We start from the raw sequence: 18,439 nt of genomic DNA on the forward strand, positions 1-18,439 counted from the left end.
CCAGCGTAACGGCCTCAGGGCAGGCGCTCGGCCCGGGGGTCGGCGCCGGAGAGGAGCTCGGTGGCCAGGCGCGCGGCGGTGAGCCGGTCGACCTTGCCCGGCCCGCGCAGCGGCAGCTCGGGCAGCCGCACGAGCGCGCGCGGGGCGTGGTGGCGCCCCAGCCGGGCCGCGACGTGCTCGCGCACCCGCGCCAGGTCGGGGACGTCGTCCCCGGCGACCACCGCCGTGACGAGCGCGCCCCAGTGGTCGTCCGGCACGCCGACGACGACGACCTCACCGGCGCCGGGCAGCTCACCCAGCGCCTGCTCGACGGCGGCGGGGGAGACGTTGAGGCCGCCGGTGACGACGACGTCGTCCAGCCGGCCCAGGACGGTGAGGGTGCCACCGTCCAGGACGCCGCGGTCGCTGGTGCGCAGCCAGCGGCGCCCGTCGCGCTCCCGGAAGGTCGCGCGGTCGGCGGCGGGGTCGTCGAGGTAGCCGCGGGCGAGGACCGGGCCGCTGAGCCACACGCGCTCCTCGGCGTCGACCTCGACGTCGACGCCGTCGAGCGGGACGCCGTCGTAGACGCAGCCCCCGCCGGTCTCCGTCATCCCGTAGGTGGTGACGACGGGCACCCCGGCCTCCCGGGCGGCGTCGAGGAGGGCTGCGGCGGTGCGGGCCCCGCCGACGAGGACGGCGGCGAGCCCCCGCAGGGCGGCGACGGCGTCGGCGTCGTCCATGACGCGGGCCAGCTGGGTGGGGACGAGGGAGAGGTAGCCGGGGACGTCGGGCCGCAGCCGGCGCACCGCGGCGGCGAGCCCGGCGGCGCGGAAGCCGGCGGAGGTGTCGAGGACGACCGGCTCGGTGCCGGCGACGACGGAGCGGACGAGCACCTGCAGCCCGGCGACGTGGTGGACCGGCAGGCAGGCGACCCACTGGCCGGGGCCGGCGAGGCGGGCGTAGGTGGCGCGCGCCGAGGCGACGAGACCCGCGCCGTCGAGCGCGACGAGGTGGCCGGTGCCCGACGTCGAGCCCGACGTGGCGACGACGGCGGCGACGCCCCCGGGGACCGCGGGGACCGTGACGTCGCGCACGTCCGGGTCGGCGACCCGCAGCGGCGCGGAGCCCTCCAGCGCCCGCGGGAGCGCCGCGAGGACGCCCGAGACGGCGGACGCGCCGGTGCCGCCGGGCAGCGTGACCACGCGGTGACCGCCTCGTGACTGGGACCTCATGCCGTCAGGCTATGACCTGGGCGCAGGTACCGTGTGCCCCGGACACCACCCGGGGAGGACGACATGGCAGGACGAAGCCGCCGCTTCGCCGCGCTCGCGATCACGGCGCTCGCGCTCACGGCCTGCAGCGCCACGGCGCCGCCGGAGGCGCCGCCCGCCGCGACGCCCGCGCCCACGCCGTCGCCCACGCCCACCCCGGAGCCCGTGCCCACGTGGCCCCTCACCGGTCTGCCGGCCGCCGACGCACCCGAGCTCGTCGCCGTCGCCGTCAAGATCGAGAACACCGCGATGGCCCGCCCCCAGACGGGGCTGGAGGACGCCGACGTCGTGTGGGAGGAGATGGTCGAGGGCGGGATCACCCGCTTCAACGCCGTCTACCACTCCCAGCAGCCGGAGATCGTCGGCCCCATCCGGTCCGTGCGGCCCATGGACGCCGGCATCGTCGCCCCGCTCGGCGGCCCGCAGGTCATCTCGGGCGGGCAGTGGCTCTTCCTCGACCAGGTCGCCGAGGCCGGCGTCCAGCTCATCTCCTTCGACAACGGCGACGACGGCTTCTACCGCAGCGCCGACCGGCGCGCCCCGCACAACGTCTACGGCTACCTCGCCGAGCTCCGGGCGCAGGCCGAGGCGACCGAGCCGCCGGAGGAGCAGTTCGCCTTCGCAGCGGACGCCGCCGAGGCGACCGCCGCCGTCGAGGGCGAGCCCGCGAGCGCGCTGCGCCTCACCTTCCCGCAGTCGTGGCCCGGGTGGACCTGGGACGCCGCCGCGGGCCGGTGGCTGCGCGACGAGGCGGGCACCCCGGCCACCGCGGTGACGGGCGAGGTGCTGGGCGCGGAGAACGTCGTCGTCATGCGCGTCGACGTCGTCGCCTCCGCGGGCCGCGACCAGCGCGGTGACGCCGTCCCGGAGACGGTGATGACGGGCACCGGGGAGGCGCTCGTCGCCTCCGGCGGCCGCACGCTCGTGGCCCGGTGGTCCAAGCCCGCCGTCGACGCCCCGGTGGAGCTGACGACGGCGGACGGCAACACCGTCACGCTCACCCCGGGCACGACGTGGGTGGAGCTGGTCCCGACCGACCGCGGAGCCGTCGACATCGAGCGCTGAGGTCGTGCGAAAGGGGGAGCCCGGCGTCATGCCCGGGCAGGATGAGCAGGCGCCGGAATAGGTGCTGGTGGCCGATGCCCCGAGCCGCCGCCGGGCGGCATGCTGGTAACCGTGACCGCGCTCCACGAGCTTCTTCCGACGTCGTAGGGGGTGTGGCAGGCACGGTAACGGGGGGCGTGCCCGCTTCACGCAGGAGTGGAGGCCTGCGCGACGCGGCACGTACAAGGCTGTACCCGCAGCGGCTGTCAGGGATGGAGGGCCCGGGCGCTGCGGGTACAGCCGCTTTTTGTGCTCAGTAGTAGTAGGGGAAGCGCGACCAGTCCGGGTCGCGCCGCTCGAGGAAGGCGTCGCGCCCCTCGGCGGCCTCGTCGGTCATGTAGGCCAGGCGGGTCGCCTCCCCGGCGAAGACCTGCTGCCCGGCCAGCCCGTCGTCGACCATGTTGAAGGCGAGCTTGAGCATGCGGATCGCCTGCGGTGACTTGCCCGCGACGGTCAGCGCCCACTCCAGCGCGGTCGACTCGAGCTCCGCGTGGTCGACGACCTCGTTGACCACGCCCCAGCGCTCGGCGTCCTCGGCCGAGTACTCCCGGGCGAGGAAGAAGATCTCCCGGGCACGCTTGTCGCCGGCCTGCCGAGCCAGCAGCCCGGAGCCGTAGCCGGCGTCGAAGGAGCCGACGTTGGCGTCGGTCTGCTTGAAGCGGGCGTGCTGGCGGGAGGCCACCGACAGGTCGCACACGACGTTGAGGGAGTGCCCGCCGCCGGCCGCCCAGCCGCTCACCGCGGCGATGACGACCTTCGGCATCGTCCGGATGAGGCGCTGCACCTCGAGGATGTGGAGCCGGCCCGCGCGGGCCGGGTCGATCTGCTCGCGGCGCCGGGCCGGGTCGGCGAGCGGGTCGGCGTCCTCGGTCTCGTAGCGGTAGCCGTCGCGGCCGCGGATGCGCTGGTCACCGCCCGAGCAGAAGGCCCAGCCGCCGTCCTTGGGGCTGGGTCCGTTGCCGGTGAGGATGACGGCGGCGACGTCGGAGGTCATGCGCGCGTGGTCGAGGGTGCGGTAGAGCTCGTCGACGGTCTGCGGGCGGAAGGCGTTGCGCACCTCCGGCCGGTCGAAGGCGATGCGCACCGCCGGCAGGTCGCGGCCGTCGCGGACCGCCCGGTGGTAGGTGATGTCGGTGAGGTCGAAGCCCTCCACCGGGCGCCAGGCGCTGGGGTCGAAGGGCTGGTCGGTCTGCTCGCTCATGCGCTCACCCTAGGCGGCGCCGGTGTCCCGGTACGCTCGTCCCCGTTCGTGGTACGCGTGTACTGGAGGCTGTGATGGCGTGGGTCGTGCTGATGGCGTCGGGGCTGCTCGAGGCCGGGTGGGCGCTGTGCCTCAAGGCCTCGGAGGGCTTCACCCGGCTGTGGCCGAGCGTGTGGTTCGTCGTCCTCGCCGGGGCGAGCTTCCTCGGGCTGGCGTACGCGCTGCGCTCGCTGCCCGTCGGCGTGGCCTATGCGGTGTGGACCGGCATCGGGGCGGCCGTCACGGCCACCATCGGCATGGTGTGGCTCGGTGAGGGCGTCTCCACGCTCAAGATCGTCTCGATCCTCCTCGTCATCGCGGGGATCGCCGGCCTGCAGCTGGCCACCGACGAGCCGGCCGCCGCCGCCCCGGCGGTGACGCACGGTGAGTGAGCCCGCGGAGGAGGGCAGGGGCGCGCGCCGGAGGGCCGCGCTGGTCGAGGCGGCGGCCTCCCTCGTCCTCGAGCTCGGCCCGGCGCAGGTGACCCACCGGCGGGTGGCTGAGCGGGCCGGCGCCTCGCTGTCCGCGACGACCTACTACTTCCGCGACCTCGAGGAGCTGCGCGGCGCGGGCGCCGAGCTCATCGCCGAGCTGTGGGCGGAGCAGGCCGAGTGGGCCGCCGAGCAGGCGGAGCGCGCGGCCCCGGGTCGCGAGGAGGTGGTCGAGCTCCTCTGCGACGCGCTCCTGCCGCCGCCCGCGGGGGTTCGCGGCCACTACGAGCAGCTCGCCGGCGCGGGCCGCAGCGAGGCCGTCGCCGCCGCGTACCGGGCGGCCCGGGAGCGGCTGACCGGCGCCGTCGCCCGCCTCCTCGCGGCCGCGGGGAGCAGCTGCCCGGCCGAGCTCGCGCTCGCCGCCCTCGACGGCGCCGTGCTCGCCGCGCTCAGCGAGGGCCGCGACCCGCGTGCGGAGGCACGCCGCCTCCTCGCCCTCGTCCTCTGAGGAGGACGGCACTGCCGAACGCCGGACCCACCAGCGGCCGGGACGGTACGGTGCCCACCATGGGGGACCAGCAGCTGCCCGTCCTGGCGCCGGAGCCCGTGGAAGGGCCCGTCCGGCGCGTCGTCATCCGCTGGTGCCTCGCGGCGGTCGCGCTCTACGTCGCCTCGTGGGTGCTCGGCTCGCTCCGGGCCGCGCTGGCCCTGCTCGGGTAGTGCCGCCCCGGCATATCCTCGGGAGGTGACCTCCTCGCCCGGGCGCCCCGCCGTCCCGCCGCCCGCCGCCGTCTGGTCCAGCCCCATGACCACCCGCTTCCGGGGCATCACCACGCGCGACGGCGTGCTGCTGCGCGGCGACGCCGGCTGGGGGGAGTTTTCCCCCTTCTGGGACTACGACGACGCCGAGTCGCGCCCCTGGCTCGCCGCCGCCGTCGAGGCCGCCGAGCTTGGCTGGCCCGAGCCGGTCCGCGACCGCGTGCCCGTCAACGTCACCGTCCCCGCCGTCGGGCCCGAGCAGGCCGCCGCCATCGTCGTCGCGAGCGACGGCTGCCGCACCGCCAAGGTCAAGGTCGCCGAGCCCGGGCAGGACGCCGGGCAGGAGCAGGCACGCCTCGAGGCCGTGCGCGACGCCCTCGGCCCGGGCGGGAGGATCCGCATCGACGCGAACGCCGCCTGGGACCTCGACACCGCCCTGGACCGCCTCGCCCTCCTCGACCGCGCCGCGGGCGGGCTCGAGTACGCCGAGCAGCCCTGCGCCACCGTCGAGGACCTCGCCGCCCTGCGGCGCCGCACCGACGTCCCCATCGCCGCCGACGAGTCGATCCGCCGGGCCGAGGACCCGCTCGCCGTGCGCCGGGCCGAGGCGGCCGACGTCGTCGTCCTCAAGGTGCAGCCGCTCGGCGGGGTGCGCGCGTGCCTGCGCCTGGCCGAGCAGGTGGGCCTGCCGGTCGTCGTCTCCTCCGCCCTCGAGTCCTCCGTCGGCATCGCCGCCGGAGTCGCGCTCGCCGCCGCGCTGCCCGAGCTGCACCACGCCTGCGGCCTCGGCACCGTGCGCCTCCTCGAGCGCGACACCGTCCCCGAGCCGCTCGTGCCGCACGGCGGCTACCTGCCTGTCGCCCCGGCCCTGCCCACCGAGGCCAGCCTGGCCGCCGTCGCCGCACCGCCGGAGACCCGCCGGCGCTGGACCGAGCGGCTGGCCACCGTCGCCGCGGAGGTGGCCCGGTGAGCCCCGAGGCGCCCGCGGCGCTGCTCGCGCGGGAGCTCGTCACCGGGCTCGTCCGCGGCGGGGTGCGGCACGTCGTCCTCTCGCCCGGCTCGCGCAGCGCCCCGCTCGCCTACGCGCTCCTCGCCGCGCACGACGCCGGATGGTTGCGGCTGCACGTGCGCGTGGACGAGCGGGTGGCCGGCTTCCTCGCGCTCGGCCTCGCCCGCGCCGACGGCCTGCCCGCCGCGGTCGTCACGACCTCCGGCACCGCCGTCGCCAACCTCCACCCCGCGGTCCTCGAGGCCGCCCACAGCGGGGTCCCGCTCGTCGTCCTCAGCGCCGACCGCCCCCACGAGCTGCGCCGCACCGGCGCCAGCCAGACGACCGAGCAGGTCGGCATCTTCGCCGGCGCCCCGCGCTGGCAGGCGGACCTGCCAGCCGACACGCCCCCCGCCGCCACCCGCCAGGTGCTCGTGCGGGCGCTCGCGGCCGCCACCGGCGCCCGCTCGGGCGACCCGGGCCCCGTCCACCTCAACGTCGCCTTCCGTGACCCCCTCGTGCCGGCCGCCCCCTGGCAGCCCGGGGAACCGCCCGCCCCGCGCGAGGTCGTCGCCCACCGCGAGCCCGGGGGCACGGTCGACGTGCCCGCCGGCGGGCGCACCGTCGTCGTCGCCGGCGACGGCGCGGGACCGGTGGCCGCGTCCGTCGCCGAGACGGGGGGCTGGCCGCTCCTCGCCGAGCCCACCTCCGGCGCGCGGACGGGCCCGAACGCGGTCCCCGCGTACCGGCTGCTCCTCGCCGGGCTCGGCGAGGAGGTCGAGCGGGTGCTCGTCCTCGGCCACCCGACCCTGTCACGGCCGGTGAGCGCGCTGCTCGCCCGCCCGGACGTCGACGTCGTCGTCGTCGCACCCACCGGCGCGGTGTGGCCGGACGTCGCCGGCACCGCGGGGCGGGTCGCGGGTGGTGCGCGCGTCGTCCCCGGGGAGGCCGACGGTGAGTGGCTCGCGCGGTGGCAGCGTGCCGGGGCCGCAGCCGAGGAGGTGCTCGCCGCCCACGAGGAGCTCGACGGGCTGGGCGTCGCACGCACGGTGGCCCGGGCCGCCGTGACAGCGCACGCGGCCGGCCGTCCGGAGGTCATCGTGCTCGGCTCGTCGATGACGGTGCGTGACTGGGACCTCGCCGTCCCCGCCCTGCCCCAGGGGCTGCGGCTGGTGGCCAACCGCGGGCTCGCGGGTATCGACGGCACACTCGCGACCGCCTCGGGGTTCGCGCTTGCCACGGGCGGGCCGGTCCGCGCGGTCGTCGGGGACCTCACCTTCCTCCACGACGCCGGCGCGCTGCTGCGCGGCTCGCTCGAGGAGGAGGTCGACCTCCAGGTGGTGCTCCTCAACGACCGCGGCGGGGCGATCTTCGCGACCCTCGAGCACGGCGCGCCCGAGCGGGCGGCGACCTTCGAGCGGGTCTTCGGCACGCCGCAGGAGGTCGACGTCGCTGCCCTGTGCGCCGGCTACGGCGTCCGCCACCGGTCGGTGCGGAGCCTGGCGGAGCTGGCCGAGGTCCTGGCCGAGCCGGTCACCGGACGGTCCGTCGTCGAGGTGGCGCTGGACCGGACCGGGCTGCGGGAGCGGCGCGAGCGCCTCGCCGCCCGCGTGGGGGACGTCGTCGCCGGCTAGTCCGGCAGCGCGAACGTCACCCAGATGTGCTTGGTCGCGCCCGTGGTGTACCAGCCGACCTCCTGGCCGACCCGACGGGCGATCTGGAGCCCGAAGCCGCCCGCACCCGGTTCTCGGTGCCCGGCGAGGACGGGGACCGAGTCGGGGTCGTGGTCGGCGACCTCGAGGAGGTAGCGGCCGCCGTCGGACCCGAGCGTGACGATGGTCGGCGGGCGGCCGTGCTCGAGGGCGTTCGCGGCGAGCTCGGAGGCGACGAGGATCATCCGCTCGGGCACCTCCGCCAGGGTGCCGGAGGGCGGTGCGTCGCCCAGGCCCAGCGTCTCCCGCAGCTCCCGACGGACCGTGCGGATCTCCTCGGCCGACGACAGCGTCCAGCGGCGCACCGTCTCGTAGCGCGCCGGCGGGGCCGAGGAGACCAACCCCTCGTCGGACCGGTGAGCGTCGTCGTGCTGGGGCATGTCGTCCTTCGTCGCGGTGGGGGCAGCACCGAGCATGCGGCATGTCCGCGCCCCCGGCGACCGCAGGGACTCAGCGCCCGGTGACCCGGCGCCGGTCGTCGGGCAGCCGGCGGGTGCGGCCGGTGCGGTCGAGGTGGGCCAGCAGCGGGAGGACCACGCGGCGACTCGTGCCGAGGTGGCCGCGCGCCTCGCTCACCGTGAAGGGCTGGGGCAGCTCTGCGAGCCGCTCGGCAGCGAGGTCGTCCGCGCCGGGGAGGAGGACGACGCCCTGCGCCGGGCACAGGAGGAGCCCCGCCCGCACGGCGGCGCCCTGGACCTTGGGGCTGAGCCCGAGCGCGGGCAGCTCGTCGGCGGCGGGGGCCGCGAAGGGGGAGCCCGCGAGCCGCTCGCGCAGCGCGGACACCGCGGCCCGCACGTCCGGGGCCACACCATCGGCGCCGGCGGGCAGCACCCGGCCCGCCTCCACCCGCAGCGGCTCACGGACGACGGCGGCGGCGAGCTCCGCCGTCGGCAGGCCCAGCCGCTCGGCCAGGGCAGCGAGGGTGAGGGCCGGCTCGAGCGGGGCGGCGGCCGCGTGCTCGGTGACCGCCTCGACCGCCGCCCGGGACGCGGCGGCCGCGCTCTCCGCCGAGAGGAGCCAGCCGTCGGCGGCCACGACCCCCTCCGGCAGCGGGTCCACCGGCACCCCGATCCGGGCGAGGAGCTCGATCTCCACGAGACCGCGCCGGGCGACCTCGGCCGCGGCGTCGGGCTGCCCGTGCGCCCCGGCCAGCGCCTCGGCGCGGAGGCGGGCCGCGCCGCGTCGGCGCAGCGGCGGGGGAGCGGGGTCGAGCACGGTGACGGCCCACAGCCGCCGCGTCCCCGGATCGCGCAGCAGCGCCCGGTCCCCGACCCGGAGCGGGAGTGGCCCCTCGACGGTGAGCCGGGAGAGCCCGGGCCCCAGGGGCCGGTGGTGGACACCGAGCACGGTCGAGCCGAGGTGGAGCAGCGGCCGCTGGGGCGGCTCCCCGCTCCCCAGCCGCACTGGACCCAGCCGCACGTCGACGACCTCGGTGCGGTGCCACGCGTCGGGGGTCAGCAGGACGTCGCCGCGCTCCACCCGCCCGGAGACGTTGAGCGCCACCCGCGCCGGTCCGACGGCCTCCTCCACCGCCCGCCCCAGGGACTGGACCCCGCGCACGCGGTGCCCACCGCGCGCGGACACGAGCCCGTCACCGGGCCCCACCCGGCCCGCGGGCAGCGTGCCGGTGACGACCGTCCCGGCGCCCGGCATCGTGAAGCTGCGGTCCACCCACAGCCGCACCGGCTCGCGCACGGTCGGGTCCGGCAGGGCGGTCACCATGTCCGCGAGCGCCGCCCGCAGCTCGTCCAGCCCCTCCCCGGTCCGGGCGGAGACGGTGACGGCGGGCGCGCCCCGCAGCGTGGTCGCGGCCAGCTCGGCGAGCGCGCGCTCGCGGGCCGGCGCCGGGTCGGCGAGGTCCGCGCGGGTGACGGCGAGGACGCCGTGCTCCACGCCGAGCGCGTCGAGGGCGGCGAGGTGCTCGGCGGCCTGCGGCATCCACGGGTCGTCGGCGGCGACGACGAAGAGCACCGCCGGCACGGGGCCCAGGCCCGCGAGCGTCGTGCTGATGAAGCGCTCGTGGCCCGGGACGTCGACGAAGGCCACCTCCCCGGCACCGGGCACGGTCGTCCACGCGTATCCGAGCTCGATGGACAGCCCGCGCCGCTGCTCCTCCTCCAGCCGGTCGGGCTGCGCACCGGTGAGCGCGGTGACGAGCGCGGACTTGCCGTGGTCGACGTGCCCGGCCGTCGCGACGACGTGCATCACGACCGTCCCGCCACGGCCCGGACCGCGGCGACGACGTCCTCGTCCCGCTCGGGCGGCACCGCGAGGAGGTCGAGGAGCAGCCGGCCGCGGTGGGCGCGGCCCAGCACCGGGGTGGGCCCGGTCCGCAGCGCCTGCGCCCAGCGCTCGTCCACGGCGACGGCGGCACTGGGCAGCTCGACACCGGGCGCGCCGCCCCCGCCGACGGCGGCCACGCTCGCCACCGCCTCGGCGGCGACGTCGGGGGCCAGGGCGGCGACGATCCGCTCGGCCCGGGCGAGCAGCGCCGCGGGGTCGGCCGCGAGGCCCGCCGGCACGGGCGGCAGCGGCCCGGTGAGGGTGGCCTCGAGCGCGGCGAGGGTCAGCTTGTCCACGCGCAGCGCCCGCGCGAAGGGGTGGCGCCGCAGGCGCTCGACGAGCCCCGTCTCCCCGAGCAGCAGGCCGGCCTGCGGGCCGCCGAGCAGCTTGTCGCCCGAGGCCGTCACGAGCGTCGCCCCGGCCCGCAGCGCTGCCGCTGCGGAGGGCTCCTGCGGCAGCCGCGGGTGCGGTGCGAGCAGCCCGGAGCCGATGTCGACGACGACGGGCACCGGCAGCGTCGCCAGCTCCTCGACGGGGACGGCGGAGGTGAAGCCGGTGACCTGGAAGTTCGAGGGGTGGACCTTGAGGACGAAGGCGGCGTCGTCGACGGCGGCCGCGTAGTCCTCCAGCCGCACCCGGTTGGTCGTGCCGACCTCCCGCAGCCGGGCGCCGACGGACTCGAGCAGCTCGGGGATGCGGAAGCCGTCGCCGATCTCGACGAGCTCCCCGCGCGCGACGACGACCTCCCGCCCCGCCGCCAGGGCGAGCGTGACGAGGGCCAGCGCCGCGGCGCCGTTGTTGACGACGTGGACCGCGCCGGCGTCGGGCACCGCGCGGGCCAGGGCCTCCAGGGCCCCGCGCCCCCGCCGGCCGCGCCGGCCGGTCGTGAGGTCGAGCTCGACGTCGGTCGTGCCCGCGGCCACCGCCAGCGCGTCCACCGCCGCGGGGGACAGCGGCGCGCGCCCGAGGTTCGTGTGGACGAGCACCCCCGTCGCGTTGAGGACGGCCCGCACCGTCGTCGCCGTCGTCGGTAGCAGCTCCAGCGCCCGGGCGACGACGTCGCCCGGCTCGACCCGCCCCTGCCGGCAGTCCTCGATCGCGCGCCGGGCCGCGTCCTTGACGAGCGCTGGTCCCAGCCGCTCGGCGGCGGCGGCGAGGGCGGGGTCGGCGAGGACGGCGTCGGTGCGCGGCGTCGCGCGCCGGGGGTCGGGCACCACGGAGCTCCTGGGTCGGGTTGGCGGAGGCGGACGGGAATCGAACCCGCCTGGCCGAGGTCCTCGACCACAACGGCTTTGAAGACCGTGCCCGTCACCAGACGAGGTACGCCTCCGCGGAGCAGCCTAGCCGGGCATGCCGACGGCGCACCCGAGATCGCCGCCGCGCACGGGTCGACCTACCCTGACCGGTGTGACCACTGCCACGTACCCCGAGCTCCGCCTCACCCAGCACGCCTCCGGTGGCGGCTGCGCCTGCAAGGTCCCGCCGGGGGAGCTCGAGCGGGTCCTCGGCGGCCTGCCCACGAGCGCCCACCCCGACCTCCTCGTCGGCATCGAGAACGGCGACGACGCCGCGGCCGTGCGCATCGACGGCACCCGCGCCGTCATCGCGACGGCCGACTTCTTCACCCCGGTGGTCGACGACCCCTACGACTTCGGCCGCATCGCCGCGACGAACGCCCTGTCGGACGTCTACGCGATGGGCGGCACCCCGCTCGTCGCCGTCAACCTCCTCGCGTGGCCGCGGGACCGCATCCCCTTCGACGTCGCCGCCGAGGTGCTGCGCGGAGGAGCCGACGTCTGCGCGGCGGCCGGCACCGTCCTCGGCGGCGGGCACAGCGTCGACGACCCGGAGCCCAAGTACGGGCAGGCCGTCACCGGCATCGCCGACGCCGACCGGCTCCTGCGCAACGACGCCGGCCGCGCCGGGCTGCCGCTCACGCTGACCAAGCCGCTGGGCCTGGGCGTCCTCAACAACCGGCACAAGGCCACCGGTGAGCGCTTCGAGGAGGCGGTCGCCGTCATGACGACCCTCAACCGGGACGCCTCCCGCGCGGCGCTCGCTGCCGGCGTCGAGGCCGCCACCGACGTCACCGGCTTCGGCCTGCTCGGCCACCTGTACAAGCTCGCGCGGGCCAGCGGGGTCAGCGCCGTCGTCGACTCCGCCGCCGTCCCCTACGTCGGTGGCGCGCGCGAGTCCTTCGCCGCCGGGTACGTGCCCGGCGGCAGCCGCCGGAACCTCGAGTGGGTCCGGCCCCACGTGCGCTCCGAGGTCGACGACGACGAGCTCGTCCTCCTCGCCGACGCCCAGACGTCCGGGGGGCTGCTCGTCGTCGGGGAGCTGCCCGGCCACCCCGTGATCGGGGAGCTCGTGCCCGCCGAGGAGTGGACGGTGCGGGTGCGCTGAGCCGGGTTCCCGTGCGCGTGTCCCAGGAGCGCGTTACGGTGACGAGGACCACGGAGAAGGGGGGCGGACGATGACGGCATTCCTCGGCTGGCCGGTGCTGCGCCAGCTGACCGGCACGGACGTGCTGGGCCGCGGCAAGGCCGCCCGCTCCCGGCGCACCGACCAGATCACCCCCCGCACCGCCACCGCGGACCGCGTGGCCCGCAGCGTGTGCCCCTACTGCGCCGTCGGCTGCGGCCAGCGGGTCTTCGTCAAGGACGAGAAGGTCGTCCAGATCGAGGGCGACCCCGACAGCCCGATCTCGCGCGGCCGGCTGTGCCCCAAGGGATCGGCGAGCAAGAGCCTGGTCACCAGCCCCGACCGCCTCACGACGGTCCGCTACCGCCGGCCCTACGGCACCGAGTGGGAGGACCTCGACCTCGACACGGCGATGGGGATGATCGCCGACCGCGTCCTGGCCACCCGCGCCGAGACCTGGCAGCAGACCGACGCCGAGGGCCGCCACGTGCGCCGCACCATGGGGATCGCCGCCCTCGGCGGGGCCACGCTGGACAACGAGGAGAACTACCTCATCAAGAAGCTCTTCACCGCGATGGGCGCGGTGCAGATCGAGAACCAGGCCCGTATTTGACACTCCGCCACGGTCCCCGGTCTGGGGACCAGCTTCGGCCGGGGCGGTGCCACCGGTTTCCAGCAGGACCTCGCCAACGCTGACTGCATCATCATCCAGGGCTCGAACATGGCCGAGGCCCACCCCGTGGGCTTCCAGTGGGTGATGGAGGCCAAGCGGCGGGGCGCCAAGATCATCCACGTCGACCCGCGCTTCACCCGCACGAGCGCGCTCGCGCACACCTTCGTGCCGATCCGCGTGGGCACCGACATCGTGTTCCTCGGCGCGATCATCAACTACGTCCTGCAGAACGAGCTCGACTTCCGCGAGTACGTCCTCGCGTACACGAACGCGTCGTCGATCGTGTCCGAGGACTACCTCGACACCGAGGACCTCGACGGCCTGTTCTCCGGCTTCGACCCCGAGACCCGCACCTACGACACGAGCACCTGGCAGTACGCCGGGGCCGAGCGGGCGGGCGTGGACGAGCACGAGGGCGCCGAGGACCGCGCCACGGCCTCGGGCCTCCAGCACGAGGCGCACGGCATGCCGGTGCCCGAGGAGGTCGAGCGCGACGAGACCCTCCAGCACCCGCGCTGCGTCTACCAGGTGCTCAAGCGGCACTTCGCCCGGTACACCCCCGAGCTCGTCGCCGAGACCTGCGGCATCTCGGTGGAGCAGTTCCACGAGGTCGCCGAGGCCTGGGTGGCGGCCTCGGGCCGGGAGCGGACCACCGCGCTGGTCTACAGCGTGGGCTGGACCCAGCACAGTGTCGGGGCCCAGTACATCCGCACCGGCTCGATCCTCCAGCTGCTCCTGGGGAACATGGGCCGGCCGGGCGGCGGGATCATGGCGCTGCGCGGCCACGCGAGCATCCAGGGCTCCACGGACATCCCCACGCTCTTCAACCTCCTGCCCGGCTACCTCGAGATGCCCAGCTCGCTGCAGCACCCGGACTTCGGCAGCTGGGTGGAGAGCATGTCGATGCCCGGCTCCAAGGGCTTCTGGAGCAACGCCTCCGCCTACGCCGTCAGCCTGCTCAAGGCCTACTGGGGCGAGCACGCCACGGCCGAGAACGACTGGGCCTACGACTACATGCCGCGGATCAGCGGGGACCACGGCACCTACCGCACCGTCCTCGACATGATCGAGGGCAAGGTCAAGGGCTACTTCCTCCTCGGGCAGAACCCCGCCGTCGGCTCTGCCCACGGCAAGGCGCAGCGTCTGGGTATGGCCAAGCTCGACTGGCTCGTCGTGCGCGACCTGTACGAGATCGAGAGCGCGAGCTTCTGGAAGGACTCCCCGGAGATCGAGACCGGGGAGATCGTCACCGAGGAGTGCCCCACCGAGGTCTTCCTCCTGCCCGCCGCCTCCCACGTCGAGAAGGAGGGCACCTTCACGCAGACCCAGCGGATGCTCCAGTGGCGTGAGAAGGCCGTCGAGCCCAGCGGGGACCGCCGCTCGGAGCTGTGGTTCTTCTACCACCTGGGCCGGATCATGCGGGAGCGGCTGGCGGAGGAGAACCTCGAGCGCGACCGCCCGCTGCTCGACCTCGCCTGGGACTACCCGGTCCACGGCGAGCACGACGAGCCCAGCGCCGAGGCCGTCCTCATGGAGATCAACGGCTACGAGGTCGCCACCGGGCGCCCGCTGTCGAGCTTCACCGAGCTGCGCGCCGACGGCACGACCGTGGGCGGCTGCTGGATCTACACCGGCGTCTTCGCCGACGGCGTCAACCAGGCCGCGCGGCGCAAGCCCGGCTCGGAGCAGTCGTGGGTGGCGCCCGAGTGGGGCTGGGTGTGGCCGGCCAACCGCCACATCCTCTACAACCGTGCCTCGGCCGACCCCGAGGGAAGGCCGTGGAGCGAGCGCAAGGCCTACGTGTGGTGGGACGAGGAGAAGGGGGAGTGGACCGGCCACGACGTCCCCGACTTCGAGCGGACCAAGCCGCCCACCTACCGCGCCGCACGGGGCGCCACCGGCGTCGACGCGATCGACGGGACCGACGCCTTCATCATGCAGGGCGACGGCCGCGGGGCGCTGTTCGTGCCCTCCGGGCTGGTCGACGGCCCGCTGCCCACGCACTACGAGCCGGTCGAGTCGCCCTTCCGCAACGCGCTCTACGGGCAGCAGGCCAACCCCACGCGCATCGAGTACCGCGAGCCGATCAACCCGATCAACCCGAGCCCGCCCGGCGGCGGCAGCGAGGTGTTCCCGATCGTCTTCACCACGAGCCGGCTCACCGAGCACCACACCGCGGGCGGCATGAGCCGCACCCTGGAGTACCTCGCCGAGCTGCAGCCGGAGATGTTCGTCGAGGTCTCCCCGGCGCTCGCGGAGGAACGGGGTCTGGAGCACCTTGGCTGGTGCCACGTCATCACCGCCCGGGCCGCCGTCGAGGGCCGCGTCGTCGTCACCGACCGCCTCCGCCCGTTGCGGGTGGCGGGCCGCACCGTCCACCAGGTGTGGCTGCCCTACCACTGGGGCAGCCGCGGGCTGGTCACCGGTGACGCCGCCAACGACCTCTTCGGCATCAGCCTGGACCCCAACGTCCTCATCCAGGAGACCAAGGCGGGCACCTGCGACGTCCGGCCCGGGCGCCGCCCCCGAGGGCAGGCGCTGCTCGAGCTCGTCGAGAGCTACCGCTCGCGCGCCGGGACGGACACCCACCGGCCGATCGTCACGGCGGACCCGCGCGCCGTCGTCCGCTCCGACATCTCCGAGGACACCCCCGCCGGACCAGCAGAAGGGAGCCAGTGATGGCGAACAGCCTCTTCGGCCCGGTCAACCCGGCGCTCGACGCCGGCTACGAGGACCCGCCGCCGCGCAAGGGCTTCTTCACCGACACGAGCGTGTGCATCGGCTGCAAGGCCTGCGAGGTCGCCTGCAAGGAGTGGAACCTCGTCCCCGGCGGGGAGGACCTCGACCTCCTCGGCCAGTCCTTCGACAACACCGGCTCCCTGGGCGCCAACACGTGGCGCCACGTCGCCTTCATCGAGCAGCAGCGGCCCACGGTCAACCTCGGCATGCCCGGCAGCGGGCCGCCCGCGCCCACCGGCGGCCAGGAGACGAGCATGCCGCCGGGAACCGTGGCCACCGGGCCGATGACCGACACGGGCGAGGGCCCGCAGATGGCCGACGAGGAGGGCGCCCAGGCCGACTTCCGCTGGCTCATGTCCTCCAACGTGTGCAAGCACTGCACCCACGCCGGGTGCCTCGACGTGTGCCCCACCGGCGCCCTGTTCCGCACCGAGTTCGGCACCGTCGTCGTCCAGGACGACGTGTGCAACGGCTGCGGCTACTGCGTGCCGGCCTGCCCCTACGGGGTCATCGAACGACGCCGCGGCCCGGCCGGCGCCCTCAACGTCGGCATCGCCCAGAAGTGCACGCTGTGCTACGACCGCCTCGGTGACGGCCTGCAGCCCGCCTGCGCCCAGGCCTGTCCCACGCAGTCCATCCAGTACGGGGACCTCGACGAGCTCCACGAGCGCGCCGAGAGGCGCCGCGCCGAGCTGCACGAGCAGGGGGTGGCCGAGGCGCGCCTCTACGGCCACGACCCGAACGACGGCGTCGGCGGCACCGGCGCCTTCTTCCTCCTCCTCGACGAGCCGGAGGTCTACGGACTGCCGCCCGACCCGGTCGTCCCCACCCGCGACCTGCCGCAGATGTTCAACCGGGCCACCGCCGCCGCGGGTGCCCTGCTCGCCGGCGCCGCCCTCGTCTTCCTGGGCAAGCGATGACGACGACGCAGGCCGGCCCGCGCCGGCCCCGCACCCGCCGCGACCGCGCCACCGACCAGCCGGTGCCGGAGGCCGAGTTCTCGTCCTACTACGGGCGCCAGGTGGTCAAGCCGGCGCCGTGGGACGTGCGCATCCCGCTCTACATGTTCACGGGCGGGCTCGCGGCGGGTTCCTCGCTGCTCGCCGCCGGCGCGCAGCTCACCGGGCGCCCCGCGCTGCGGCGGGCCGGACGGCTGACCTCCGCCGGTGCGCTCGCCGTCAGCCTCGGGGCGCTCGTCACCGACCTCGGGCGCCCCGAGCGCTTCCTCAACATGCTGCGGACCGTCAAGCTCACCTCCCCGATGTCCGTCGGCACCTGGCTGCTGAGCATCTACGGCGCCCCGGCCGGCGTCGCCGCCCTCGAGGAGATGGTCCGGCTCACGCCGCTCGACCCCGGGGCCCGGCCCGTCCGGCTGCTGCGGACGGTCGGCCGCCCCGCCGGGGTGCTCGCCGCCCTCACCGCCCCACCGGTGGCCGCCTACACGGCCGTGCTCCTGTCCGACACCTCCACCCCCTCGTGGCACTCGGCCTACCGGGAGCTGCCCTTCGTCTTCTGCGCCTCCGCGGCGGCCGCGTCGGGCGGCACCGCCATGGTGACCACCCCGGTGGCGCAGGCCGGCCCGGCCCGGCGCCTCGCGGTTGCCGGCGCGGTCGTCGAGCTCGCCGCCGAGCAGGTGATGGAGCGCTCGATGGGGCTGACCGCCGAACCGCTCCACACCGGCAAGGGCGGACGCTACATGCGGGCCGCCAAGGCGCTGACGGCGGCCGGGGCGGTCGGCACGCTGCTCGCCGGCCGGCGCCGGTGGGCCGCCGTCCTCAGCGGCGCCGCGCTCGCGGCGGGCTCCTTCTGCACCCGGATGGGCGTCTTCGAGGCCGGGCAGGCCTCCGCCCGCGACCCGAAGTACACCGTCGTGCCCCAGCGCGAGCGCGTCGACCGGGGCGAGGAGGTGCGGTTCACCCCGCGCGGGGAGGGGACGCGGTGAGCGACGCCGTCGCCCCGCTCGGGATCGTCGACGCCGTCGGGCCGGCCGGCGCGAAGAAGGTGGGGCTGCCGGCGTGGCAGCTCGTGCTGCGCGCCGTGCTCGCCACCTACCTCCTCGGCGCGGCCACCACCCTCGCCGTCATGGTCCAGGTGCAGACCGACATCCCGGTGCTCGGCTCGGTGGTCTTCCCCATTGGCCTCACCCTCGTCGTCCTCCTCGGGCTCGAGCTCGTCACCGGCGCCTTCGGAGTCGTGCCGATGGCCGTCATGGAGCGCCGCGCCACAGTGGTCCAGTGCCTGCGCGTGTTCTTCTGGCTCGTCGTGGGCCACGTCCTCGGCGGCCTCGCCGCGGGCTGGATGATCAGCGCCGTCCTCACCGGGATGGGCACGATCACCGACGAGCCCACCGCCCAGGCGCTCGTCGACCTCGCCGTGAACAAGACCCTGCGCTACGAGGAGGCCGGCCCCGCCACCGGGCTCACCTGGGCCACGCTCAGCGCCGTGCTGTGCAACTGGCTCGTCGTGCTCGGCGTCATCATGGGCTTCTCCTCCACCAGCACCGCCGGGAAGATCCTGGCGATCTGGATGCCGATCCTCACCTTCTTCGCCCTCGGCTACGAGCACGCCGTCGTCAACTTCTTCGTCATCCCCACCGGGATGATGCTCGGTGCTCCCATCAGCGTCGGCGACTGGTGGCTGTGGAACCAGGTCCCCGTGCTCCTCGGCAACTTCCTCGGCGGCATCTCCCTCGCGGCGCTGGGGCTCTACTTCTCCCACCGCACCCGCCCCCGCCGCCCGGAGGACGACGTCGAGGCCGAGGAGCGCGACGCCCAGACCGCCTAGCTCCCCGCGACGCTCGATGCGTCGTACCTCCCGCTCGTCCCGAGGCGCCGGGAAG

16 protein-coding genes and 1 tRNA gene are annotated in these 18,439 nt (G+C 75.8%); 11 read left to right on the top strand and 6 right to left on the bottom strand.

Annotation, left to right across the window (positions count from 1 at the left end; translation table 11 throughout):
- Positions 1-14 precede the first annotated feature (14 nt).
- On the bottom strand, positions 15-1,211 hold the full coding sequence (menE, locus tag AA0005_RS03610) for an o-succinylbenzoate--CoA ligase (protein WP_413452062.1): 1,197 nt from the start codon (positions 1,209-1,211) through the stop codon (positions 15-17).
- A gap of 63 nt (positions 1,212-1,274) precedes the next feature.
- Between menE and AA0005_RS03615 the strand changes: the two genes are divergently transcribed.
- Entirely contained in the window at positions 1,275-2,315 is a 1,041-nt protein-coding gene (locus tag AA0005_RS03615; RefSeq protein ID WP_413452063.1) for a DUF3048 domain-containing protein, read from the top strand.
- Between the two features lie 292 nt (positions 2,316-2,607).
- Here the strand turns inward: AA0005_RS03615 and AA0005_RS03620 are convergent, their stop codons facing one another.
- On the bottom strand, positions 2,608-3,555 hold the full coding sequence (locus tag AA0005_RS03620; protein WP_413452064.1) for a 1,4-dihydroxy-2-naphthoyl-CoA synthase: 948 nt from the start codon (positions 3,553-3,555) through the stop codon (positions 2,608-2,610).
- 74 nt (positions 3,556-3,629) lie between these two features.
- On the opposite strand from AA0005_RS03620, the gene AA0005_RS03625 reads away from it, so the two are divergent.
- From AA0005_RS03625 to menD, 5 genes are read left to right on the top strand one after another with little or no spacing between them, the layout of a single operon-like run.
- Complete coding sequence (locus AA0005_RS03625; protein WP_413452065.1) at positions 3,630-3,986, top strand: DMT family transporter; 357 nt, start codon at positions 3,630-3,632, stop codon at positions 3,984-3,986.
- Positions 3,979-4,533, top strand: coding sequence for a TetR/AcrR family transcriptional regulator (locus AA0005_RS03630; protein WP_413452066.1), 555 nt, complete (start codon positions 3,979-3,981; stop codon positions 4,531-4,533). The genes AA0005_RS03625 and AA0005_RS03630 overlap by 8 nt, the downstream gene beginning before the upstream one ends.
- A 59-nt stretch (positions 4,534-4,592) precedes the next feature.
- A complete protein-coding gene (locus AA0005_RS03635) occupies positions 4,593-4,745 on the top strand; it encodes a hypothetical protein (RefSeq protein WP_413452067.1) in 153 nt (50 codons plus the stop codon).
- 25 nt (positions 4,746-4,770) lie between these two features.
- Complete coding sequence (locus tag AA0005_RS03640; RefSeq protein ID WP_413452068.1) at positions 4,771-5,754, top strand: o-succinylbenzoate synthase; 984 nt, start codon at positions 4,771-4,773, stop codon at positions 5,752-5,754.
- Positions 5,751-7,406, top strand: a complete 1,656-nt coding sequence (gene menD / locus AA0005_RS03645; RefSeq protein WP_413452069.1) for a 2-succinyl-5-enolpyruvyl-6-hydroxy-3-cyclohexene-1-carboxylic-acid synthase — start codon at positions 5,751-5,753, stop codon at positions 7,404-7,406. The genes AA0005_RS03640 and menD overlap by 4 nt, the downstream gene beginning before the upstream one ends.
- Here menD and AA0005_RS03650 read toward each other — a convergent pair.
- The 4 genes from AA0005_RS03650 to AA0005_RS03665 all read right to left on the bottom strand — a co-directional run bounded on the left by AA0005_RS03650 (position 7,403) and on the right by AA0005_RS03665 (position 11,097).
- The gene (locus AA0005_RS03650; protein ID WP_413452070.1) at positions 7,403-7,900 is read right to left on the bottom strand and encodes an ATP-binding protein; all 498 of its coding nucleotides are present in this window, start codon (positions 7,898-7,900) and stop codon (positions 7,403-7,405) included. The two genes, menD and AA0005_RS03650, sit on opposite strands and share 4 nt — an antisense overlap.
- Before the next feature lie 34 nt (positions 7,901-7,934).
- Positions 7,935-9,689, bottom strand: coding sequence for a SelB C-terminal domain-containing protein (locus tag AA0005_RS03655; protein ID WP_413452071.1), 1,755 nt, complete (start codon positions 9,687-9,689; stop codon positions 7,935-7,937).
- Complete coding sequence (gene selA / locus AA0005_RS03660) at positions 9,689-10,981, bottom strand: L-seryl-tRNA(Sec) selenium transferase (protein ID WP_413452072.1); 1,293 nt, start codon at positions 10,979-10,981, stop codon at positions 9,689-9,691. Before selA ends, AA0005_RS03655 begins: the two co-directional genes overlap by 1 nt.
- 21 nt (positions 10,982-11,002) lie before the next feature.
- Positions 11,003-11,097, bottom strand: a tRNA-Sec gene (locus AA0005_RS03665).
- Positions 11,098-11,174: 77 nt separating this feature from the next.
- Here AA0005_RS03665 and selD point away from each other — a divergent pair.
- The 5 genes from selD (at position 11,175) to AA0005_RS03690 (ending at position 18,384) form a co-directional block, all read left to right on the top strand.
- Positions 11,175-12,170, top strand: coding sequence for a selenide, water dikinase SelD (selD, locus tag AA0005_RS03670; RefSeq protein WP_413452073.1), 996 nt, complete (start codon positions 11,175-11,177; stop codon positions 12,168-12,170).
- 70 nt (positions 12,171-12,240) lie between these two features.
- Entirely contained in the window at positions 12,241-15,540 is a 3,300-nt protein-coding gene (fdh, locus tag AA0005_RS03675; RefSeq protein ID WP_413452074.1) for a formate dehydrogenase, read from the top strand.
- Complete coding sequence (locus AA0005_RS03680) at positions 15,540-16,520, top strand: 4Fe-4S dicluster domain-containing protein (protein WP_413452075.1); 981 nt, start codon at positions 15,540-15,542, stop codon at positions 16,518-16,520. The genes fdh and AA0005_RS03680 overlap by 1 nt, the downstream gene beginning before the upstream one ends.
- A complete protein-coding gene (gene nrfD, locus AA0005_RS03685; protein ID WP_413452076.1) occupies positions 16,517-17,542 on the top strand; it encodes an NrfD/PsrC family molybdoenzyme membrane anchor subunit in 1,026 nt (341 codons plus the stop codon). The genes AA0005_RS03680 and nrfD overlap by 4 nt, the downstream gene beginning before the upstream one ends.
- On the top strand, positions 17,539-18,384 hold the full coding sequence (locus tag AA0005_RS03690; RefSeq protein ID WP_413452077.1) for a formate/nitrite transporter family protein: 846 nt from the start codon (positions 17,539-17,541) through the stop codon (positions 18,382-18,384). Before nrfD ends, AA0005_RS03690 begins: the two co-directional genes overlap by 4 nt.
- Positions 18,385-18,439 lie beyond the last annotated feature (55 nt).

Source organism: Georgenia phoenicis (assembly GCF_047302425.1).
Lineage (GTDB): Bacteria > Actinomycetota > Actinomycetes > Actinomycetales > Actinomycetaceae > Oceanitalea.